Origin of the sequence: Vagococcus bubulae (assembly GCF_003950315.1) — a bacterium.
GTDB classification, from domain to species: Bacteria; Bacillota; Bacilli; order Lactobacillales; family Vagococcaceae; genus Vagococcus; species Vagococcus bubulae.
The window spans coordinates 14,330-36,022 of record NZ_NGJT01000017.1 but is presented as its reverse complement, the minus strand read 5'-3'; the positions used below and the strand labels follow the sequence as shown (position 1 = coordinate 36,022).

Genomic DNA, 21,693 nt, shown 5'->3' with positions numbered 1-21,693 from the left:
CATTTTAAAGAGTTTTTAAATTATTTTGTTAAAACAATTCCAATAAAACCTATTAAATGCCTATTGATTTTATATATGACGTACTATATAATCAATAACAGGTACTATTAAAAGTTAATTGGAGGAATTAGTGTGTTAAAACAAGTATATCAATTTGATGAAGGCAATGCAGATATGAAAGACCTATTGGGCGGTAAGGGAGCAAACTTGGCTGAAATGACACGCTTAGGCTTACCAGTACCACCAGGGTTTACGATTACGACTGAAGCCTGTATGTCTTTTTTAAATACAACAAAAGAATTATCAGATGAATTAAAAAAAGAAATAGATGAGCATTTAAGTTTATTAGAAAAGAAAACAAACAAATCATTTGAAGGTGATAATGACTTGTTACTTGTATCAGTCAGAAGTGGGGCAAAATTTTCAATGCCTGGTATGATGGATACCATTTTAAATTTAGGATTAAATGATGAAACAGTAGAACAACTTGCTTCATTAACAGAGGACGAAGCATTTGCTTATGATTGCTATCGACGTTTATTACAAATGTTTGGAAACGTTGTCTTTGGGATTGATATGCAATACTTTGAAAATTATTTAACTTTTTATAAACAAAAACATGGGGTTAAATTAGATAGTGAGCTATCTGGTAATGACTTAAAACAAATTGTGATTGAGTTTAAACGCATTATTTTAGAAATTAAAAAGAAACCGTTTCCTCAATCGGCAAAAGAGCAACTTTACTTGGCTATTGAAGCCGTGTTTCATTCTTGGAATAATGAACGAGCACATATTTACCGTGAGTTAAATCATATTCCTGATGATATTGGAACGGCTGTTAACATTCAATTAATGGTCTTTGGAAACAGTGGTCATACAAGTGGAACAGGTGTTGCTTTTACTAGAAATCCAGCCACAGGCGAAGATAAATTATTTGGTGAATACTTGATGAATGCTCAAGGCGAAGATGTTGTAGCAGGTATTCGAACGCCAGAACCAATAGAGCAACTAAAAACAGAGATGCCAGAAGTTTATGATGAATTTAAACGTCTTGCTCATTTACTAGAACAGCATTATCGTGATATGCAAGACATTGAGTTTACCGTAGAAAAAGGAAAACTCTATATTTTACAAACACGAAATGGGAAACGTACCGCACAAGCCAGTGTGAAAATTGCGGTTGATTTAGTAGAAGAAGGATTAATACGAGAAGAAGATGCGTTAATGACATTAAATCCAGATATGATTAGTCATTTATTGCACCCAGAGTTTTCTAAAGTAGCATTAGAAGAAGCCGTAAAAGTATCGGATGTTGGGTTACCAGCAAGTCCAGGGTCGGCTGTTGGAAAGATTTGTTTTGATGCTGCTACGGCAAAAGAATGGGCAGCACGAGGTGAAAAAGTCATCTTAATGCGTCAAGAAACGTCACCAGAAGACATTGAAGGGATGGTTGCCAGTGAAGCCATTGTGACAAGTCGAGGAGGTATGACGTCTCACGCAGCAGTTGTCGCTCGTGGTATGGGAACCTGTTGTGTTGCTGGATGTAGCGAATTAGACATTGATGATTTTCTAAAACGAGTTGTCTATCCAGGAGGTCAATTAAATGAAGGAGATATTATTTCAGTTGACGGCTCAAATGGCGTGATTTATTTAGGAGAATTGGATGTTGAAGTAACAGGAACCTCTCACTATTTTGATACAGTTATGGCATGGGCTAAAAAGCACGCTCGACTTGATGTGAGAATGAATGCTGAAACAGTCAATGATATCGAAACAGGACTATATTTTGGTGCAGATGGTATTGGATTAATTCGAACAGAGCACATGTTCTTTGGGGCAGAAAGATTGATTCAAATGAGACGTTTTATTTTATCAAATAGTTTTATGGAACGAGAAAAAGCACTTAAAGTGATTTTAGAGTATCAAATGGAGGACTTTAAAGAAATATTTACGACACTAAATGATTTACCAGGAGTGATACGTTTACTTGATCCACCATTGCATGAATTTATGCCAACAAAAGAAGAAGACATTAAACACCTTGCTACAGAGATGAATGTCAGCCCATCAGAAATCGAGAGACGATTAAAAGAACTACATGAAATTAATCCAATGCTTGGTCATCGTGGCTGTCGCTTAGGGATGACATATCCAGAACTGTATATTATGCAAAGTGAAGCCATTATTCGTAGTGCGATTGCCATGAAACGTGAAACAGGTTTAGACGTAACACCAGAAATTATGATACCATTAGTAGGAACGACAAAAGAATTGAGTGAATTAAAGGAAAAAATCGAATTATATCTTGATGCCTTGATGGAAGAAGAAGATATTACAGTCTTTTACCGCATTGGGACAATGATTGAATTGCCAAGAGCTTGTTTGATTGCTGATCAATTAGCCAAAACAGCAGATTTCTTTAGTTTTGGGACAAATGATTTAACTCAAATGACGTTTGGTTTTTCAAGAGATGATGCGGCCAAATATATTAATGATTATGTATCAAAAGGTGTACTACCAGTTGATCCATTCCAGACAATTGATAAAGATGGGGTGGGTGAATTAATTAAGGCGGCTGTCGAAAAAGGACGTTCAAGCACTCCTGATATTAAAATAGGTGTGTGTGGTGAGTTAGGTGGAGATCCAACATCAATTGAATTTTTTGACGACATTGGATTGGATTATGTTTCTTGTTCACCATATAGAATTCCGATTGCCTATATTTCGGCAGCTCAAAGTACCATTCGTCGTGCATCCCATAACAAATAAAAAAGAGGTGTCTTTGTGGAACTTAGTGAGCGACAAAAAAAGATTATTGATATTGTCAAAACGAATGAGCCAATTAGTGGCGATAAAATTGCAGAACAATTAGGATTAACCAAACCAACACTTAGAAGTGACTTAGCTGTATTAACGATGACAGGTATTCTTGATGCTAGACCTAAAGTAGGCTACATCTATTCGGGATTACCCTTTGATCCATTGTTACAAGAGCATTTGTTTGATGTTCAAGTTGACGAGGTGATGTCTAATCCAGTGATTATATACCCTCATACAACCATTAAAGACGCAACAACATCCCTATTTATGTATGATTGTGGGTCGCTTTATGTGATTGATGAAGAATCAAAAGATTTAATTGGGCTTGTCTCACGCAAAGATTTGTTACGTAGTTTATTGAATAATCAAGATTTGGAGTTAGCCATTGCGATTATTATGACACGTATGCCAAATATTGTTGTTGCTTATCCAGATATGACCATACTTGAAGCAGGTAGTTTATTAAGTAATCATGAAATTGATTCACTACCCGTATTAAGTCGAGAAACCAATCAAGTCATTGGTAAATTATCAAAAACAAAAGTGGTACAGCACTTTATGAAGTTAGGGAGAGAATTAAAAAATGAACAACTTTAGAGAAAGTAAATTCAAACAATTACAGCTATTTGTGATTTCAGATTCGATTGGAGAAACAGCGCAACGTGTCATTAATGCCGTATTAGCACAGTTTCCTAAGTTGGATAATTATGATATTAAAAAATTTCCATTTGTTGATTCAAAAGAAGTGTTGCTGCAAATTTTATCAGATGCATTAAATGAAAAAGCCATTGTAGTGACAACGCTTGTTGATAGTGAATTAAATAAAATTTGTGCGGATTTTGCTAAAAGTACAGGCTTAGAGTATGTTGATTACATGACAGAGTTGATGACAAAAATTTCTCATCGCACACACATGGAACCAAGCCATGAGAGTGGCTCACTTTATTTGATGGATCAAGAATATTTTAAGCGAATTGAGGCGATAGAGTTTGCTGTCAGATACGATGACGGAAAAGATCCAAAAGGGTTTAGAAAGGCGGATTTAGTGGTTTTAGGAATTTCACGTACGTCGAAAACACCCTTAAGTATGTATTTAGCCAATCGTTCAGTCAAGGTAGCCAATCTACCATTAATTCCTGAAGTGCCAATACCAAAAGAATTATTTCAATTAAATAATGTGCCAGTGATTGGTTTAACAGCTAGTCCAGAATATATTATGCGTGTGAGACAATCTAGATTGGATTCTCTTGGGTTAAATGGGAGTTCTTCTTATGTCTCCCTAGATAGAATAAAAGAAGAGCTGAGTTTTGCCCATGATTTGTATGACTCTTTAGGGGCAATTGTGATAAACGTTGAAAACCGATCAATTGAAGAATCTGCTCAGTTAATTGAAGAGGCTTATAAAAATAACTAAAAAATTCGTGATGCGCAGTTACTAGCGTATCACGAATTTTTATATAAACGAGTTAATTTCTTTATTCACTAAAAGAGGTCTTGTTCTTAAAATAGAATGTCCTGTTTTATTAAATATCACCATTTTAGCTTGTTTTAGTGAGTCGACAAAAGGAGTCATTTTATTGAGATCTATAATATCTCTATCACCAAAAATAAATAAAATCGGCATTTTTAATGTTTCACGGTAATTCTTAGTTAAGGGAAGATTTTTCATTGCTAAACGTAATACCCTAGACTCTTTTTTTAGACGCAAAAATTGGTCACTAATAGCGTATAAAGAGCGATAAAGAAGTTGTTTACTCTTTTTTAATTGATCAAATCTTATATTTGGAGAAATCAATACCATTTTGGAAATGCGTTCAGGATAGTAGTTGGCAAAAGATAATGCAATATTTGCACCATCACTAAAACCGACCATCATCACTTTTTCAATCTGTTCATTATCTAGTATTGTTAGAATATCCGAAAAAATAGCAGAAAAATCAAGTTGGTTACTTTCATTGGTTGATTTTCCATGGTCTCTAGTATCCATTAAAATGAGTTGATGGTCTTTTTGAAAGGCATCAACTTGCTTTTGAAAGGCGTGATGAGAGCCGCTGTTTCCATGAATGAAAAAGATCGGTGAGCCGTGACCTAAAATTTTGTAAAAAATATGGCTACCATCAGTAGATGAAATGATTTTTTCCATAAGAGATTCCCCCATAATCAATTAGGATTTTAATTCATAAATTTTTGAAGGACGACCAACACCTGTTGCACGTTCTCCAATCTCGGTAAAGTAAGGTAGCATGGCTTTTTTAAAGTTTGAATGATCAATATCTTTAAAGTTGACACCTAAAAACTTAGCATAAACTTTTCTTGCTTCACTAATTGTAAAATCTTTTCCCAAAACACGCAAGACTTGAGGTTCGTGATACATTTTATTACAAACTCGGTTAAAAGCCTTAATAATAATTTTGGCATGGTCAAACGCTAATGAATCCTCACCAATAGACTCCCCAGTGTCTAAATTAACACAAATGTTTGCATCAAGATGATTGGTAAGATATAACAAGTTTCCTTCACGCGTTAAATCAAACCAAGATGCTTTTGCCGCTTCATCTCCTGCATCCAGTGGTTCTTCTCCGATAAAAGCTAAATAACTCACTGTGATGACCCAACCACGTGGATCACGTCCAGGGGTACTAAAAGTGTGAAGTTGCTCCACATGTTCACGAGTAATCGTGACGTTTGTTTCTTCCTTTGTTTCTCTAATACAGCTATCTGCTGTCGCTTCTCCAGGAATAACAAATCCTCCAGGAAGTGCCCAGGAATTTTTGAAAGGATGGGTACTTCGTTTGATAAGCAATACTTTCAATGCATCTTGTTCTTTATTGTAACAAAATATCACATTATCCACTGTGACAGATGGCATATCTTGTGTTGGGAAATGTTGTTGTTTATACCAATTTAAATATTCTTCTTCACTAACTTGTGTTTCATAGTAGTGCTGTTCTGTTGTTTTTTTGTCGAAAGTCGACATATTCTAACTACCTCTCTTTTTAAACTTACTAATCTTCCTCTATTTTATCAGATTCCAGTTATTTTGAAACCTATTTACATTGAAAATAGGTAAGAAATACATTAAAAAAGTGAGCAAATTACTTTCCTTTTTATAGGGTAGGGGGTATATTGGTTTTGTAAGACACAAATACCTAGGAGGAATATATGTTTTTATTTAAAAAAGTACCAAGTATTTCAGCGCAAGAATTACAAGAAAAAATGAAAAAACCGATTGAATTAATAGATGTGAGAAGTCCTGAAGAATTTGCTCAAGGACATATACCTAAAGCGAAAAATGTTCCATTAGATACGATTCAACAATATAAGCCAAAAGGAAAAACAGTTTATGTGGTTTGTGCATCAGGTCCTAGAAGTAAACGTGCGACACAATACTTAGTTAGTCAAAAGTATGATGCCTATAATATTGAAGGTGGTATGATGATGTGGAATGGAACATTGAAAGTGGGGTATAAGTAATATGAGAACAATTATTGTTGGTGGTGTTGCAGGTGGAATGTCTGCAGCAACAAGATTAAGACGTTTAGAAGAAAATATGGACATTGTCATTATTGAAAAAGGACCGTATGTCTCATTTGCTAATTGTGGATTGCCGTACTATGTTTCTGGTGAAATTAGCAATCGTGAGGATTTATTGGTACAAACACCTGAAAAATTAAAAGCACGTTTTAATTTAGATGTCAAAGTGGAAACAGAAGTGATTTCTATTGATGCAGATAAAAAAGAAGTGACGCTGTTACATAATGGTCAAGAGGAAGTAATGAGCTATGATAAATTAGTTTTATCACCAGGAGCTAAACCATTTATCCCACCATTAGACGGCATTAATGACGCAACAAACTTATTTACTCTAAGAAATGTCCCTGACGTTGACCAAGTGATGAATTATTTAGATGAACACAAACCTAAAAAAGCGGTCGTAATTGGTGCTGGATTTATTGGATTAGAAATGGCTGAAAATCTGGTTCATCGTGGGTTAGAAGTGACGATTATTGAGATGGCACCACACGTTTTACCGACAGTAGATGCGGAAATGGCTTCCTTTATTACGAACGAGTTGCGTGATAAAGGGGTGAAAGTGTTAACGAGTCAAGGTGTTGTGGCGATGGAAAATAACGGACAAACGCTTGTATTAAATACTGGTGAAAAAATAGACACTGATTTAGTCTTGATGTCAGTTGGCGTTCGCCCTGAAAATGGTTTAGCTGAATCTGCTGGTATTGAGTTGGGTATGCGTGGTGGTATCTTAGTTAACGATTCGTATGAAACAAGTGTCAAAGATATTCACGCAGTAGGTGACGCGATTATCGTTAAAAATCAAATTAATGATGAAGACGCCATGATCGCTCTAGCTTCACCAGCTAATCGTCAAGGTCGTCAAGTGGCAGATGTTATTGCTGGTATGCCACGTAAAAACAAAGGAAGTATCGGAACAGCGATTGTTCGAGTGTTTGAGCAAACCATTGCATCAACTGGTTTAACAGAAAAACAAGTAAAAGATTTAGGTTATGACTATCATGTCGTTCATGTTGACGGAAAAAACCATGCAGGATACTACCCTGGTGCTAGTATGATTTTCTTAAAGTTGATATTTAACCCAACAACAGGTAAAATCTATGGTGCACAGGCTGTTGGAAAAGATGGAGCCGATAAACGCATTGACGTTTTAGCAACAGCTATTAAAGGTGGTTTGACAGTTGAAGACTTACCAGAATTAGAATTAACATACGCCCCTCCATTTGGTTCGGCAAAAGATATTGTTAATATGGTTGGGTATGCCGCATTAAACATTATTGAACATTTAGCCGAAAATATTCAATTAACTGAATTAGAACAAGAGAAAGCATCAGGAGCATTATTAGTCGATGTCAGAACACCAGAAGAGTTTGCGCAAGGAACGATTGATGGGTTTATTAATATTCCGCTTAATGACATTCGTCAACGTGCAGCTGAATTACCAAAAGACAAAGAAATTATTTTAAGCTGCCAAAGTGGACAAAGAAGTTACATTGCACAACGTATGTTAGCACAAATGGGTTATGACGTGAAAAACTTAGATGGATCCTATCTGCTTTATAAGGCGATTAATGGAATTTCATAAATAATAAGGAGTGGTCACAATGGAAGACACAAAAAGAAAAGTTAGTAATCGTTTGAAGCGTTCGGAAGGACAAATTAGGGGAGTTCTTAAAATGTTAGATGAGGACAAGAGTTGTCGTGACATTGTGGTTCAGCTATCGGCTATCCGCTCAAGTATCGACCGTGCTATTGGTGTGGTTGTAGCAGAAAATTTAATTGATTGCATAGAAGAAGAATCAATTACTCAAGAAGATCGAGATGAAAAAATCAAAGAAGCCATTGATTTAGTGATAAAAAAATAAAAAAAATCCAATTATTTGCATGATGTGAATAATTGGTTTTTTTGTTATTTATGAGTTGTTAAGAATAATATCCCCAATCACTTATTTACGAAAGAACGTTTTGTTAATTATTCTTTTGGTTGTATTTTTATACTTTATACAAGAATAATTGTATAAAAACAGTTGATTTTTTGAATATTAATTGTATAATTTAATGAAAATATAAAAAGAAAGAAGCTGATAAAATGTTTAAAAACGTCATTGTAAGAGTACCATCAAAAAACATTTCTGAAGGAATTACTAGCGTAGATGAAGGGAAACCCATTTACGAAAAAGCATTAGTCCAACATGAAAATTACGTTAGTGCATTAACAAAAGCAGGTGTTAACGTAACAGTATTAGAACCCAAAGATGATTTTCCTGATTCGTGTTTTGTAGAGGATGTTGCATTATGTACTAGTAAGTGTGCTATTATCACAAGACCAGGTGCTTTAAGTCGTCAAGAAGAAGCAAACTTACCAGATATGTTAGAGGCATTAACTCAATTTTATGACACGATAGAATATATCACAGAACCTGGGACTGTTGAGGCAGGTGATATCATGATGGTGGGCGACCATTTCTATATTGGATTATCTGAGCGAACTAATATCGATGGAGCCAATCAAATGATTGCAATTCTTGAAAAACATGGATTAAGTGGAGAAGTCGTTGAGTTAAGTGAAGTACTTCATTTAAAAACAGGACTTTCTTATTTAGAAAATAATCATTTATTAGTTTCAGGAGAATTTAAAACAGCTCCTCAATTTGAAGCATTTAATAAGATAGCTATTGATGATGATGAAGCGTACGGGGCTAATTGTATTTGGGTGAATGATTACGTCTTGGTTCCAAAAGGGTATCCAAAAGTGCAACAAAAAATTGAAGCATTAGGGTATAACGTCATCGTGGTGGATACATCAGAATTTAGAAAAATAGATGGTGGGTTGAGTTGTTTATCATTACGATTCTAAAAAAGAAATCATTATTAACTGTCCAAAGTTGTTCAAAAAATATCTAGATAATTGCTATTTATGTAGAAAAAGTTTAATTGAATGTGCTATCATAAATAAAGATATTTGAGTTAACGACATGAAGGAGAGTATTAATTGAAAAAAAGGATAATGGTTTTAGTGGGGATGTTGGGTGTATTAGTCTTGGTAACGACACTATCTGTTAAGTTAGTTAAAGGGACTAAATCGTCTGATGTAAAAGTGGCTTCGGAGAAAGTCATTCAAACGAGTCAAACAAATTCAAAGAAAAACAAAGAGAAGAAATCAGATAAAGCGAGCCTATTTGATCAAGAGCAAGTCGTTTCTGACCATGTTTTTCCAGTAAAAGATTTGAATACGCAACAAGTTAGTGAAGATAAGTTACCAAAAGGAACAGTTGTGACAGTTAAACCAGTCAAGGGTGAGGAAACATGGGTTGAAATAGTGAGTGATCCACCAAAGGGGTTTATTGAAAAAAAATATCTAGAACATCGAAGTGGGTATATTAATGCTAGAGAGAAAAAACGTTCCAAGGCTCTGACTCAAAAAGAATTTAATAAACAAGTCGACCAAGCTCTTGATGACTTTTTAGTTAAACATGGTGGAGATATAAGTGTTTATATTGAAACGGTTAATAATGATTTTTCTTATGGTTATCATGAAGATAAAGTTAGAAGAACAGCAAGTAGTATCAAATTACCTTTTATTGCTTACGTGATGAGTCTAGCAGATAAAGGAAAGGTGGATTTGGATACTAAGTTAACTTACACAACCAATTTCAAAATTGATGGGACAGGGATTATTCAGTTTGAACCAATCGGCACAGAATACACAATCAAACAGTTAGCTGAGTTGGTGATTCGTTATAGTGATAACGTGGCATATCTAATGTTATTAAATTACATTGGCGAATCAAACTTTGTTCAATTTTTATCTAAACTAGATTCTCAATCACCTAATAATCGTGTGTTTTCAACACCACGTATTTTGACGAAAGCCATGAAGTACGTTTATGATGAGAAAGATAGTAGTAAAAATATGGCAATGCTTTATGGTTGGCTACAAGATAGTATTTTTGATGATGGGGTTGCTGTGGGATTGCCAGGAGTAGATGTGGCACACAAAACAGGTTGGATGCCAATGTATACAGTGAGTAATGACATCGCACTCGTAAAAGATAAAAAAAATCCTTATTTTATCACGATTATGACAAGTGGATATGACAGTTCATATAGTGAGCAATCTATTTCTGATTTGTCTGCGATAGTTGATGAGTACATGTTGCAATTAGATTTAACAAAATAATAGCGAGCACATCTGGATGAACATAATCTTGATGTGTTTTTTTGTGTTTATTTAAGAAAAATGACTCTTTTTTGACAGTTTTATGTATAATAGCACTAAGGATTGACGATACTATATTTTAAGGAGAAGATTATGGGAAAAGTCAGAATTAATAATATGCTAGTTTACACCTATAATGGTGTTATGGGAGAAGAAAAAGTTCTAGGACAAAAACTAGAATTAGATATAGAATTGACGTTACCGTTAGAAGAAGCAGGGAAAACAGATGATTTACATCAAACAATTAGTTATGCCGACGTGTATACAGATGTCAAAACAGCGTTAGAGGCAAAATCATTTGATTTGATTGAAGCTGTAACATATTATGTGCTAGATATATTGGGTGAAAAATATGGTGATATGTTAGAGCATGCCTTAGTTAGAACAAGAAAATATCATGTACCAATTGCCGGTTTTTTTGACAATGTGGAAATAGAAATGGAAAGAGATTATTAAATGATGGAAACTTATTTGGCATTAGGTAGTAATATGGGAGATTCATTAGGTTATTTAAAACAAGCGATTGAAAAATTGAATGATCATGCGAATATCCAAGTGATAGATAAATCAATTATTTACGAAACGGATCCATATGGTGATGTGCCACAAGATAATTATCTAAATGCAGTCATACGAGTTAACACAGATTTATCACCGCACGAGTTATTAAAAGTAGTCAATGAAATCGAAGCGAATTTAGATAGAGAACGATTGATTCGTTGGGGACCAAGAACGATCGATATTGATATATTATTAATGGGAGAGTTAGAAATGGATACACCTGATTTAATCATCCCACATAAAGAAATAACCAAACGTTCCTTTGTGTTAATCCCTTTAAAAGATGTATACACAAAACAACACTTATTAGGAAAAACACTGGATGAATGGATAAATGAATCAGGAAATGCTGATGAGGTTAGACAGACAAATGAAAGTTGGGATTAGGATGGAACAAGATAAGCAATTACAAATTGAAGAAGCCGTAAAAACAATACTAACAGCTATTGGGGAAGATATTGACCGAGATGGATTGAAAGAAACACCAAAACGTGTGGCGAAAATGTATGCAGAAGTCTTTTCTTCCGTACGAGAAAAGGAATTTACTAATTACAAAGTCTTTCCAAGTTTGAATGAAGATGACATGGTACTAGTAAAAGATATTGAATTTTATTCTATGTGCGAGCATCATTTACTGCCATTTTTTGGGAAAGCGCATGTGGCTTATATTCCAAGTGATAATAAAGTATTAGGTTTAAGTAAAGTGGCTCGAATGGTGGATTTTTGTGCGAAACGACCAAATGTTCAAGAAGATTTAACGATTCAAATTGCGAATTTAATTAATGAAAAAGTTAAAACCAAAGGGGTCGCTGTATCAATTGAAGCTGAGCATATGTGTATGGCGATGCGTGGAGTGAAGGCAAGAGGCAGTGTAACGAAGACATTTCATTATCAAGGAGTATTTAAAGAAGATAAAGACGTAAAAAATGACTTTTTAAGAGCTTTGGATTAACCATGGATTTAATAGTCGCAAGCAACAATAAACAAAAAATACATGAATTGCAAGTTGCTTTTCCAAATGAAGTGATTTGCTCTTATACAAATTTTCGTGAACCAATTAGCATTAACGAAACAGGAAATACCTATCAAGAGAATGCCTTAATAAAAGCAAGAGAAGTGGCAACTATTTTAAGAAAACCTGTGATTGGAGATGACGGAGGGTTAGAATTATTTGCTTTTCCGAATAAGCTAGGTATTCACACTTCTCGTTTTTTTCAAAAAGAATTAACCGATAGACAAATGAACGAGCAATTACTAACCTTATTAGCCAACCAGGCAGATAGACGATTTAAGCTTCATGCTTGCTTAGTTTTATATAACCTTGAGGATAAACCAGTGATTGTCGAAAAAGCATTATCAGGATTTGTATCAGAGTCCATTTGTGAGGGTGGCGGTTATGGATTTGATTCGATTTTAATCCCAACAGGCTATACTCAGACTATGTCATTACTTAGTGATGAGCAACGTGATGAATTAAGTCCAAGAAATCAAGCGTTTAAAGAATTATTACGGAGGCGTTAACATGTTTTATGATAAACCGATTATGGGAATATTAAATGTCACACCAGATTCTTTTTCTGATGGTGGCGATTATACAGATGTTGAAATAGCTGTGAAACATGCCAAAGAGATGATTGAAGATGGTGTTGATATTATTGACATTGGAGGACAATCCACTCGCCCAGGATATGTTGAAATAAGTTTTGATGAAGAGATGAAACGTGTTGTACCTGTTATTCAGGCAATCCGAGCGTTTAGTGACATTCCCATCTCAATTGATACCTATTTCCCAGAAGTAGCTAAAGCGGCGTTAGAGGCAGGTGCAGACATTGTAAATGATGTAAAGGGGATGGATGTATCAGGAATGGTAGAAGTCGTAGCTAAATATCAAGCACCAATTATTATAATGCACTCACGTCCTAGACAAGAAGGTGTTTCTATTTTTGATGATTTGGCACAATTTTATCAAGAGAAAATTGCTTTATGTCAAGCACATAATATTTCGAAAGAAAACATCTGTTTTGATCCAGGGATTGGCTTCCATAAATCCATGGAAGACAATGAGTTGATTTTATCTTTTCCAGAAAAATGCCGTTATGAAGATTATCCACTACTTTATGGTGTATCAAGAAAACGAACGATAGCTCATTTAATTAATGAAGATAAACCAAAAGAACGAGATTTTGGATCAGTAGCAGCCTCACTTTATTCACTGGAAAAAGGAGTAGAGATGGTTAGAGTCCACAATGTCAAAGGGATGAGCGATACGTTAGCTGTTTGGAACAAGTTAAAAATGAATTAACAAAGAATTAACAAAGAAAAGCCCAACCTATCACTGGGATAGATTTGGCTTTTCTTCATTAATTGAAATATCATAGTAGGAGAGCGTTTTCTTCATGTTATCAATTAGATAATTTTGTATATATTTTGGTGAAATGACTTTGACGTGAGCCCCTTGTTCTAACAACCACATCTTAACTCCGTAGCCATTATTAGCAGGAATTTCAATACGGTGGCTACCGTCACTATTAACTCTTTTTATGACGGAATTTGGAAACCTATCTAGGACATAAGCCGGTTCGTAAAAAAAATCAATAACCAATGTTATTGGCTCGCCAAAAAAAGGTAAAGCCGTCTGATTTCTTAAAACACCACCTTGAAATCGATTCGCATATTCGACAGATTCGTGTTCGTTTAAAATCGTAATGTGAGTCATATTATTGATTCTAAATTTATTAAGGGCATCAAAATCGGTATCATCTTTAGTTGTGTGTTTAGCAGAAATCATAAAAAAATACAAATCAGAAAAATAAATATCCATTGGGACACGTTTAAAAATTTTTGTCTCACCATTTTTAGTATAAGAAAATTCAACTTTTTGTTGATTTAACATAGCATTTAACAATAATTTGATAGTAGGGTAGAGGTCTTGTTTAGGAACACCTTCATAATAAAATCGTTCATTAGATAATAATCTATCCATTGTATATTGATTCGATACATTTGCAAATAATTTGTAATATATCGTTTTCAACTCATTTTCATGAAACCCTCTACTTGCAAATAGAACTTTAAAAATCATAAATAGTTCATAGTCATCCATATATGATGATTGACTAAAATCAGTGAGTTGATAATACCCTCTATGAGAACGATCTAATTCCCCAAGGTTTTTAAAAGGAGAGAACTTTGAAGCTGGTAAACTCGAGTTTAGTTTATGAAGTAACTCATCGATAATAGCTATATCTCGCTGAATCGTACTGCCATTTTTATGAAATTCTTCCATTAAATCTATTTTTGATAACTTGTTTCCTTGAAGCAATCGAATAAATATAATTAAGATTCTTTCCTGACTAGACATAAAAACCTCCCTACCATTTAAGTTTTCTTAGGTATTTTTTAAAAGGTGCTAAATTTGTTAGATAAGTAATGAGTAAGCAAGAGATGACTTTATCACCAACTAAATCAATAAAAGTACTGAAATAGACAGATGTAAAATAAGTAAAACCAGAGTGATTTAGTAAGATAAAGAATAAATCACTAACAGATTTCTGCACGCCTTTAAATCCACCATATAAAATAATTCGAACAGGAGTGCTAAATAATGCCCCAACCACTGCTATGAAGATACCTGCCAAAATCGCTTTTTTATAAGAATGCATAAATGATTTAAAAAAATGTGACACCACTGCAATAGATAAACTAACTAGCATAAAAGGTAGGGCAAGTGGGCCATGGATAACTGACAATAAGAAGTGTGTTCCAACAGCCGTTAGAAGCCCGTATTTTAGTTTAAAATGTGATGAAATAAAAATGGTGCCAATAGAATCAAGAAATAAAAAAGGCACCCCTGAAAAGGTGATGATGGAACCTAATAAGGTGTTTGTTGCAATAGCTACAGCTAAATAGGCTAATTTTTTTGTTGAACGTTTTGTGTTAATCATTTTTACTAACTCCTCCATTGTATCATTATATTATATAACGTGATAATAAACATATAATGAACTATTACTTATTTAACACATATTTTTAATGATGTAAATATAAAATAGTTGATTAAAATTAAAAAAATAGAATTTTTTATAAAAAAAGTTAGTATAATGTAGTGATATTTAGTTGTTTTCTTCAATTTTTCAGAATTATTTTTGAAAATCATTTGACTTAATGTGGTAAATAAATTAAGATACTATTAATATTTAATGAGGTTTTTATACAAGTTTGTTTTTAATACATAAAAATATTAAAAAGAATATTTTTTACAAAAAATAAACAAAAAAATCCGTATATTGTAAATATTACAAAATGAAAAAGTTTGATAAAAAATGAATGGAGGTATTTGAATGATATCATTTGCTAATGATTATCTTGAGGGAGCTCACGAAAAAGTGTTGCAACGACTAATGGAAACAAATATGGAACAGGAATACGGTTATGGCTCAGACTCCTTCACAAAACAGGCGATTGAAAATATTAAAGAACTGATAGAGTGTCAGAATGCCTCCGTTCGTTTTTTAGTTGGTGGAACACAGACTAATCAAATCGTGATTGATGCGTTACTAGATAAATTTGAAGGGGTTCTAGCACCTGAAACAGGTCATATTAATGTAAGAGAAGCTGGGGCGATTGAGTATAGTGGTCACAAAGTACTAACCCTGCCATCAATTAATGGAAAGATTACAGCAACTTCTGTTAAAGAGTATCTTGATTTATTTAATGCAGATGAAACAAAAGAACACATGGTCTCACCTGGTATGGTATATATTTCTTATCCAACAGAGTATGGGACGCTTTATACTTATGATGAATTAGAAGCTTTATCTAATGTTTGCCAAGAAAATGGGTTGCCACTATTTATTGACGGTGCTCGTTTAGGCTACGGACTAGTGAGCGAAGAGTCAGAGGTGACAATTCAAGACATTGCTCGTTTTTCTGATGTATTTTATATAGGTGGAACAAAAATTGGTGCATTATGTGGGGAAGCAGTTGTGTTTACCAAAAATAATGAACCAAAGCATTTTGTTTCTATCGTTAAACAACATGGTGCGTTACTTGCAAAAGGAAGATTATTAGGGGTCCAGTTTTTAGAGTTATTTACGGATAACTTGTATTTTGATATAAGTCGGCATGCTGTCGCTATGTCTTTAAAAATCAAACAAGCCTTTTTAGATAAAGGCTATGAGTTATTCTTTGATTCTCCAACTAATCAACAGTTTATCATTATGACAAATGAACAAGTAGAGAAATTAAAACAACATGTTTCTTTTGCTATGTGGGAAAGATATGATGATAATCATATGGTTGTTAGGTTTGCGACAAGTTGGGGTACTTTAGAAAAAAATGTAGATGAATTAATAACGTACATATAAATGAATGCATGGGGTGATACTAAATCACCTCTTTTTTATTTACCTCCTATAAATTTTATGTAGACTTTGTAAAAAAATACTTACTATTTATAAAATATGATATATTAATAATAAATGGCTAAAGGGGAATAGAAAAATGGAGCAATCAATTAGAAAAATTAATCAAGTGATTAATGAAGTAGAAAAAGTTGTTTTAGGAAAAGAAGAGGTAATTAAGTTAACGCTAACCTGTCTTTTAGCTGGAGGACACGCTTTATTTGAAGATGTTCCAGGAACAGGAAAAACCATGTTGGTGAAAACGTTAGCTAAAACCATTCAAACAGATTTTTCGAGAATTCAAGCCACACCAGATTTATTACCGAGTGATATCTTAGGCGTTTCGATATTTGATATGGCGGATCAACAATTTGTGTTTCATCCTGGCCCTATTTTTACGACGATTTGTTTAGTCGATGAAATCAATCGGACTACAGCGAAAACCCAAGCCGCCCTATTAGAAGCAATGGCTGAAAAAAGGGTGACGATAGATAACAAGACGTATCAGTTATCCGATTGCTTTTTTGTACTGGCAACTCAAAACCCTATTGACTCAGAAGGAACATATCATTTGCCAGAAGCACAATTAGATCGATTTATGATGAAACTAAGTATGGGGTACCCTACATTGGAAGATGAATTATCGCTACTTCTTGGAGAAGATAGATCTGAAATTGAGGTTCAGCCAGTCATTGATTTAGAAGATGTTCTTCAATTAAAACAAGCTGCAAGACAGGTTAAAGTCAACAAATCATTGGCGATTTATGCCTTAAAACTAATTGAAGCAACTAGAAAACATCCAGCCATTGAATTAGGTGTTAGTCCTAGAGGAAGTCAGGATTTTATTCATTGTGCAAAAGCTTATGCGTTGATTAATGGACGTGATTTTGTTTTGCCAGATGATATCCAATACGTCTTTCCGTATGTTGTTTCACACAGATTAAAATTTAAACGTAAGAATTCAGAAAGTCAGTTCGATATGTTACAGGAGATAGTCGACAAAACAACTATCCCAATTAAGAGGTGAGTTATGTCTGATAAGGTGAAAAATAAACTGAATCTAGTAAAATATATCCTATTATTTTTAATGATATTGCTATACACGTTAATTTTCTTAACGACAATCGGATGGATTTTACTTAGTTTTATGTTCGTGACATTTTTATGTGTTTTGATTAGTTTAAAATTAGCGAAACTATCTTGTTTGAATATATCGTTGGAGACGTATTTATTAGCCAACAGAGAAGATAGCGTTCGTACCGAGATGACCATTCAAAATAAGACTTCAGGATTTGTTTTTTTTCCAGTATTAAAGATTACAATAGAAGATCTAGAACTAACGACTTATCTTTATGGGTATACCGGGCAAAAAAAAGTCATCACGATTGACTGGCAAGCAAATAAAAGAGGAAAGTATGAGACACTAGATGTTTTAGTTGAATCAAGTGATTTCTTTTACTTTTTTTACCAACAACAAATATCTAAGATAGCCATTGATTGGACCGTGTTACCAAAATTACTCAATACATCATCACTATTGTCTCTGATTGAAGAAAGACAAACAGAGACTTCTATTGGGGAAGTTTCTTATGATATTAAAAGGTATCGACCTTACACATATGGCGATTCTATGAAACAAGTCGATTGGAAATTATCGACAAAACATCAAGAAATTATGGTAAAAGAATTTAAGCAGGAAGAACAAGAGCAACCTGTGTTTGTGTTTTATCCACAACAAAGTTTTTATTTTGAAAAAATGTTAGATGTTTTTTTCAGTTTATATAAAGAATTAGAAAATAAACCAGTGTCATTTTATTTTGCTAATCATGATGAAAACAGTATAGAAATAACAGATATAATGGCTTTTTCTGAGGTGAAAAAGCAGGAGTCAACAAATTTATCATCAATTTTAATAGAGGATAATCAATCCGTGATATTATTTATACCAGAAATGACTAACTCTATTCAAAAAGAAGTTGAGGCTTATATAGAGCAAGTTGACATTCAAGTTATCACTTACGAAGAATTGAAGAAGAGTGAGGTGGTAGAATGATTAAGCGATTAAAAGAAAAATGGTTATTATCTATTCTTACCATCATATCATTTTCTGTAGCGTTAAGTCAGGTAGCGTTAGTATTTGATGTTGAAAATACCACAACTATTTGGTTGTTTATTGGTGGCTTATCAATCGTTGCAGGAGCGGTTCCTTACTTTATTATTCGATTGCTATTTTATGTTCCAGTTTATTTAATGTGTTTGTATAGCCTATCATTTTCTGGTTATGTTTATTCCTTTACTTTTTTCTTAACAGATTGGATTCGTAGCTTGGCTGGATTTGCGACGGCACAAAGTACAGAACATTATTCATTAGTTATGATGTCGATTATTTTGTTAGTAAGTATTTTAATTGTTGAGTGGCAAATATCGAGCGAAACGATTACACCACAGATGTTATTTTTTGTGGGCTATTTATTGTTACTTAATGAATTTAACGATATGTCAGTGACAATGCCAATACTAGTCATTGTGAGTATTTATCTGTTAGAAAGAGTCATTATAAGTAGTGATAAATTGTTAACCCCCTCTTTTTTTATTAGTCTAGCTTTAGTTGGCTTAGTAACAGGTTCTAGTCTATACATGCAGTCAACAGAGATTAAAAATACATTAATTAGTGCTAGTGCACCTTTAAGAAAAGAATTAGATAAGAAGGGGTTATATGAGTATATCAACGCACAAAAATTTCGCTTTATGGCCACATCAGGTTTTGGTGAAGACGATAGTGTGTTAGGTGGACCGATAAAGGATGATGATAGTTTAGTATTTGATGTGAGGCAAGCAACATCAAGATATTGGCGAGTAGATAGTAAGATGACTTACACAGGAAAAGGGTGGGAAAACACTGATTCGGGTATACCAACGTATAAAGAGGCTACCTCACTTACCATTGAACCAGAAGGCTATACTGGTCAATACAACACACCAGAAGAAGTAACCCTTCATTTTTATAATAGAAATACCTATCTTCCGTTATCGTATGGTAAAATTGAGATTCCTGAAAATCCAGGGAATGTGACATTTAAGTATTATGACACAACGCAGCGAGTTAATATGAATAAGGTACCTGATTATCAAGATATCTCAATGATTATAGCTACACCAAATTATGATGAAAGTCAGTTAAAGCAAGCTGATATTGTGGTACCAGATGAACAATATCTTCAATTGCCAGAAAATTTTCCCCAAAAAATTCAAGACTTAACATTAGAAATAACAAAAGGGAAGAAAACATTATATGACAAAGTTAACGCAGTCGAATCTTATCTAAAAATGTCGACAGAATATCACTATTCAAAATCTGCTGCAAGGCATACACCTGAAAATTCAGATTATGTTGAATATTTTTTATTTGAATCAAAAGTTGGCTATTGCGATAATTTTTCAACCGCTATGAGTGTGATGCTAAGAAGTATCGGTATTCCAACACGTTGGGCAAAAGGGTTTAGTCAAGGTCAAATAAGAGAAAAAACACAAAATGAAACGATTTATAACATTCGAAATTCAGATGCCCATTCTTGGGTAGAAGTTTATTTTGAGGGAAGTGGTTGGGTACCATTTGAACCAACACCTAGCTTTGCAGGAACTCAAAACAATGAGACTGAAAACAATACAACAGAAACTAGTCCATCTTCTAGTGAGAAAAATAAGGATAATATGCAACCATCAACAAGTACCTCATCAACTGAGTCATTAACAGTGAATACTAAACAGAATAAAGAAAGTATTTGGCGTAAAATATCGAAATTTTTCGAGGATAATCAACGTGTGATGACATGGATAATGAAAGTCATCATAGGACTTGTTGCAGTAGTCTGCTTAATAGTGGGAATAAAATATAGATATGTTATTAGTCTATGGTTTGTTATACACGTACTACATTGGCCGTTTACAAAAGTGTATACGTTGTTATTAAGACAACTAGAAACGCTATTAACACGTCAAGATAGCGTCTCTTTAAGCCAATATTCAGCTGATGTGTCTTCTGCAATGATAGAGATAGGAACCACATTTAGTGAGTTTACGAAACAATACGAAAAGATTGTTTATGGACAGGAAAAAGATATGAGACTAGATTCATTGCAAATAAATGACGTATTGAGGCTATCAAAACAAATAGTGGAAGAAAAGAGAACACCTAGCTAAAATCTAGGTGTTCAGGAAAATCAGGGACAAATTGACTAGGTGATATTTCTGTGATGTTTTCTGTTAAGGGGACTTCTTGAAATTGACAAGAATCAATCCAAACTTGTCCTTTTCCCATTAGTAAAATACCAATATTGATGATATCGGCTTGAGTAGGGACATCAAGAACGCATGAATAAAAATTCCAGTCAGTAGTAGTTGTAATTAATCGATCTTTCATATTGTCAAAAGCAAGCATATCATAATATTTTGAATCCACTCTTACCCATAGACCAGCTGAACCTGTAAGTAATTCTGTTTTTAAAAAGGCAGAAAATTTTACACGTTTTCCAATAAACGATTGGGCCTTAAATTGTTGCATGATAGTTCCAAATTCTTCTTCTTCGAAATTGTCTGCTATAGAAAATAATTTAGCTGACTGCGGACGAATATGTGAAACAGAGGTATCAATGGTCATATCGTATTTTTCACTAGCAGAACCTGATTTAAACCAACCGTTAATATTAGATGATTGTTGTGACATAAAAATCTCTCCTTTGCATGTTATGGTTTGATTAAGTGTTCGATACTTTTTCGGTGGTAAATGAAATATTTTTTTAAAAGCACGTGTAAAACTTTCTTGTGAGTGAAAGTGTGATTGATAGGCTATCTCTAAAATAGGTAGGTTGGTGTATTTTAATAGCATAGAAGCTTGTACTAAGCGCTGTTGTTGGATATAGTCATATAGAGATAGTCCTGTTTCTTTTTTAAATAACCGGTGAAAATGATAACGTGAGTACCCAATGTGATCAGAAATGATGTCAAGCGTTAAATCCTTATTTAGGTGTTGTTGAATATAGGAAATCGCTTGTTTGATATAGAGGGAGTAATTCATTTAAGATGACCTCCTTTTCTAGTAAAAGTGTATCATAGGTGAATTAAAAAAAATTGACCAATCTTGCTAAAAATTTGAATGGAGTG

General features: G+C 33.8%; 22 protein-coding genes. 17 read left to right on the top strand and 5 right to left on the bottom strand.

Annotation, left to right across the window (positions count from 1 at the left end; translation table 11 throughout):
• Nucleotides 1-132: 132 nt before the first annotated feature.
• Genes ppdK through CBF36_RS09025 form a run of 3 tightly spaced genes read left to right on the top strand, consistent with a single transcriptional unit; the run spans nt 133 to nt 4,234 of the window.
• Complete coding sequence (gene ppdK, locus CBF36_RS09035; protein WP_125958133.1) at nt 133-2,769, top strand: pyruvate, phosphate dikinase; 2,637 nt, start codon at nt 133-135, stop codon at nt 2,767-2,769.
• 15 nt (nt 2,770-2,784) lie between these two features.
• Nucleotides 2,785-3,417 (top strand): helix-turn-helix transcriptional regulator, encoded by a 633-nt coding sequence (locus tag CBF36_RS09030; RefSeq protein WP_125958132.1) that lies wholly within the window; start codon nt 2,785-2,787, stop codon nt 3,415-3,417.
• Complete coding sequence (locus CBF36_RS09025; RefSeq protein WP_125958131.1) at nt 3,404-4,234, top strand: pyruvate, water dikinase regulatory protein; 831 nt, start codon at nt 3,404-3,406, stop codon at nt 4,232-4,234. The genes CBF36_RS09030 and CBF36_RS09025 overlap by 14 nt, the downstream gene beginning before the upstream one ends.
• A gap of 39 nt (nt 4,235-4,273) precedes the next feature.
• Here CBF36_RS09025 and CBF36_RS09020 read toward each other — a convergent pair whose 3' ends face one another.
• Nucleotides 4,274-4,963, bottom strand: a complete 690-nt coding sequence (locus CBF36_RS09020; protein WP_165865444.1) for an alpha/beta fold hydrolase — start codon at nt 4,961-4,963, stop codon at nt 4,274-4,276.
• 21 nt (nt 4,964-4,984) lie between these two features.
• Complete coding sequence (locus CBF36_RS09015) at nt 4,985-5,797, bottom strand: NUDIX domain-containing protein (protein WP_125958129.1); 813 nt, start codon at nt 5,795-5,797, stop codon at nt 4,985-4,987.
• 185 nt (nt 5,798-5,982) lie between these two features.
• Between CBF36_RS09015 and CBF36_RS09010 the strand changes: the two genes are divergently transcribed.
• The 10 genes from CBF36_RS09010 (at nt 5,983) to folP (ending at nt 13,433) form a co-directional block, all read left to right on the top strand.
• The gene (locus tag CBF36_RS09010; RefSeq protein WP_125958128.1) at nt 5,983-6,294 is read left to right on the top strand and encodes a rhodanese-like domain-containing protein; all 312 of its coding nucleotides are present in this window, start codon (nt 5,983-5,985) and stop codon (nt 6,292-6,294) included.
• 1 nt (nt 6,295) lies between these two features.
• The gene (locus CBF36_RS09005; protein WP_125958127.1) at nt 6,296-7,936 is read left to right on the top strand and encodes an FAD-dependent oxidoreductase; all 1,641 of its coding nucleotides are present in this window, start codon (nt 6,296-6,298) and stop codon (nt 7,934-7,936) included.
• Between the two features lie 19 nt (nt 7,937-7,955).
• On the top strand, nt 7,956-8,216 hold the full coding sequence (locus tag CBF36_RS09000) for a metal-sensitive transcriptional regulator (RefSeq protein ID WP_071456657.1): 261 nt from the start codon (nt 7,956-7,958) through the stop codon (nt 8,214-8,216).
• 224 nt (nt 8,217-8,440) lie between these two features.
• Complete coding sequence (locus CBF36_RS08995; RefSeq protein ID WP_125958126.1) at nt 8,441-9,208, top strand: dimethylarginine dimethylaminohydrolase family protein; 768 nt, start codon at nt 8,441-8,443, stop codon at nt 9,206-9,208.
• Between the two features lie 135 nt (nt 9,209-9,343).
• On the top strand, nt 9,344-10,531 hold the full coding sequence (locus tag CBF36_RS08990; RefSeq protein WP_125958125.1) for a serine hydrolase: 1,188 nt from the start codon (nt 9,344-9,346) through the stop codon (nt 10,529-10,531).
• A gap of 132 nt (nt 10,532-10,663) precedes the next feature.
• Nucleotides 10,664-11,026: a dihydroneopterin aldolase gene (folB, locus tag CBF36_RS08985; RefSeq protein WP_125958124.1), complete on the top strand. Its 363-nt coding sequence runs from the start codon at nt 10,664-10,666 to the stop codon at nt 11,024-11,026.
• Nucleotides 11,027-11,518 carry a 2-amino-4-hydroxy-6-hydroxymethyldihydropteridine diphosphokinase gene (gene folK, locus CBF36_RS08980; RefSeq protein ID WP_333502255.1) on the top strand — a complete coding sequence of 164 codons (492 nt, stop codon included), beginning with the start codon at nt 11,027-11,029 and terminating at the stop codon, nt 11,516-11,518.
• Nucleotide 11,519: 1 nt separating this feature from the next.
• Entirely contained in the window at nt 11,520-12,083 is a 564-nt protein-coding gene (folE, locus tag CBF36_RS08975) for a GTP cyclohydrolase I FolE (RefSeq protein ID WP_125958123.1), read from the top strand.
• Between the two features lie 2 nt (nt 12,084-12,085).
• Nucleotides 12,086-12,652 (top strand): non-canonical purine NTP pyrophosphatase, encoded by a 567-nt coding sequence (locus CBF36_RS08970; protein ID WP_125958122.1) that lies wholly within the window; start codon nt 12,086-12,088, stop codon nt 12,650-12,652.
• A gap of 1 nt (nt 12,653) precedes the next feature.
• Nucleotides 12,654-13,433, top strand: coding sequence for a dihydropteroate synthase (gene folP, locus CBF36_RS08965; RefSeq protein ID WP_243638005.1), 780 nt, complete (start codon nt 12,654-12,656; stop codon nt 13,431-13,433).
• A gap of 30 nt (nt 13,434-13,463) precedes the next feature.
• Here folP and CBF36_RS08960 read toward each other — a convergent pair whose 3' ends face one another.
• Nucleotides 13,464-14,492, bottom strand: a complete 1,029-nt coding sequence (locus tag CBF36_RS08960; protein ID WP_125958121.1) for a helix-turn-helix transcriptional regulator — start codon at nt 14,490-14,492, stop codon at nt 13,464-13,466.
• A gap of 10 nt (nt 14,493-14,502) precedes the next feature.
• The gene (locus tag CBF36_RS08955) at nt 14,503-15,075 is read right to left on the bottom strand and encodes a hypothetical protein (protein ID WP_125958120.1); all 573 of its coding nucleotides are present in this window, start codon (nt 15,073-15,075) and stop codon (nt 14,503-14,505) included.
• Nucleotides 15,076-15,471: 396 nt separating this feature from the next.
• On the opposite strand from CBF36_RS08955, the gene CBF36_RS08950 reads away from it, so the two are divergent.
• The 4 genes from CBF36_RS08950 to CBF36_RS08935 all read left to right on the top strand — a co-directional run bounded on the left by CBF36_RS08950 (nt 15,472) and on the right by CBF36_RS08935 (nt 20,733).
• Nucleotides 15,472-16,497 carry a threonine aldolase family protein gene (locus CBF36_RS08950; RefSeq protein WP_125958119.1) on the top strand — a complete coding sequence of 342 codons (1,026 nt, stop codon included), beginning with the start codon at nt 15,472-15,474 and terminating at the stop codon, nt 16,495-16,497.
• 136 nt (nt 16,498-16,633) lie between these two features.
• On the top strand, nt 16,634-17,560 hold the full coding sequence (locus CBF36_RS08945) for an AAA family ATPase (protein WP_125958118.1): 927 nt from the start codon (nt 16,634-16,636) through the stop codon (nt 17,558-17,560).
• A 3-nt stretch (nt 17,561-17,563) separates the two neighbouring features.
• On the top strand, nt 17,564-18,586 hold the full coding sequence (locus CBF36_RS08940; RefSeq protein ID WP_125958117.1) for a DUF58 domain-containing protein: 1,023 nt from the start codon (nt 17,564-17,566) through the stop codon (nt 18,584-18,586).
• Nucleotides 18,583-20,733 carry a transglutaminase-like domain-containing protein gene (locus CBF36_RS08935; RefSeq protein ID WP_125958116.1) on the top strand — a complete coding sequence of 717 codons (2,151 nt, stop codon included), beginning with the start codon at nt 18,583-18,585 and terminating at the stop codon, nt 20,731-20,733. The genes CBF36_RS08940 and CBF36_RS08935 overlap by 4 nt, the downstream gene beginning before the upstream one ends.
• Here CBF36_RS08935 and CBF36_RS08930 read toward each other — a convergent pair.
• Nucleotides 20,726-21,607: a helix-turn-helix transcriptional regulator gene (locus CBF36_RS08930; protein WP_125958115.1), complete on the bottom strand. Its 882-nt coding sequence runs from the start codon at nt 21,605-21,607 to the stop codon at nt 20,726-20,728. The two genes, CBF36_RS08935 and CBF36_RS08930, sit on opposite strands and share 8 nt — an antisense overlap.
• Between the last annotated feature and the right edge of the window lie 86 nt (nt 21,608-21,693).

Excerpts from the sequence above, each read along its gene's own strand:
- CBF36_RS08995 (WP_125958126.1), top strand. The coding sequence starts at position 8,441 with ATGTTTAAAAACGTCATTGTAAGAGTACCATCAAAAAACATTTCTGAA.
- CBF36_RS08955 (WP_125958120.1), bottom strand. The coding sequence starts at position 15,075 with ATGATTAACACAAAACGTTCAACAAAAAAATTAGCCTATTTAGCTGTA.
- CBF36_RS08950 (WP_125958119.1), top strand. The coding sequence starts at position 15,472 with ATGATATCATTTGCTAATGATTATCTTGAGGGAGCTCACGAAAAAGTG.
- folK (WP_333502255.1), top strand. The coding sequence starts at position 11,027 with ATGATGGAAACTTATTTGGCATTAGGTAGTAATATGGGAGATTCATTA.
- CBF36_RS08930 (WP_125958115.1), bottom strand. The coding sequence starts at position 21,607 with ATGAATTACTCCCTCTATATCAAACAAGCGATTTCCTATATTCAACAA.
- CBF36_RS08940 (WP_125958117.1), top strand. The coding sequence starts at position 17,564 with ATGTCTGATAAGGTGAAAAATAAACTGAATCTAGTAAAATATATCCTA.
- folB (WP_125958124.1), top strand. The coding sequence starts at position 10,664 with ATGGGAAAAGTCAGAATTAATAATATGCTAGTTTACACCTATAATGGT.
- CBF36_RS09005 (WP_125958127.1), top strand. The coding sequence starts at position 6,296 with ATGAGAACAATTATTGTTGGTGGTGTTGCAGGTGGAATGTCTGCAGCA.
- CBF36_RS08935 (WP_125958116.1), top strand. The coding sequence starts at position 18,583 with ATGATTAAGCGATTAAAAGAAAAATGGTTATTATCTATTCTTACCATC.
- CBF36_RS09020 (WP_165865444.1), bottom strand. The coding sequence starts at position 4,963 with ATGGAAAAAATCATTTCATCTACTGATGGTAGCCATATTTTTTACAAA.
- CBF36_RS08960 (WP_125958121.1), bottom strand. The coding sequence starts at position 14,492 with ATGTCTAGTCAGGAAAGAATCTTAATTATATTTATTCGATTGCTTCAA.
- CBF36_RS09025 (WP_125958131.1), top strand. The coding sequence starts at position 3,404 with ATGAACAACTTTAGAGAAAGTAAATTCAAACAATTACAGCTATTTGTG.
- CBF36_RS09010 (WP_125958128.1), top strand. The coding sequence starts at position 5,983 with ATGTTTTTATTTAAAAAAGTACCAAGTATTTCAGCGCAAGAATTACAA.
- CBF36_RS09000 (WP_071456657.1), top strand. The coding sequence starts at position 7,956 with ATGGAAGACACAAAAAGAAAAGTTAGTAATCGTTTGAAGCGTTCGGAA.
- CBF36_RS09015 (WP_125958129.1), bottom strand. The coding sequence starts at position 5,797 with ATGTCGACTTTCGACAAAAAAACAACAGAACAGCACTACTATGAAACA.
- folP (WP_243638005.1), top strand. The coding sequence starts at position 12,654 with ATGTTTTATGATAAACCGATTATGGGAATATTAAATGTCACACCAGAT.
- CBF36_RS08945 (WP_125958118.1), top strand. The coding sequence starts at position 16,634 with ATGGAGCAATCAATTAGAAAAATTAATCAAGTGATTAATGAAGTAGAA.
- CBF36_RS08970 (WP_125958122.1), top strand. The coding sequence starts at position 12,086 with ATGGATTTAATAGTCGCAAGCAACAATAAACAAAAAATACATGAATTG.
- folE (WP_125958123.1), top strand. The coding sequence starts at position 11,520 with ATGGAACAAGATAAGCAATTACAAATTGAAGAAGCCGTAAAAACAATA.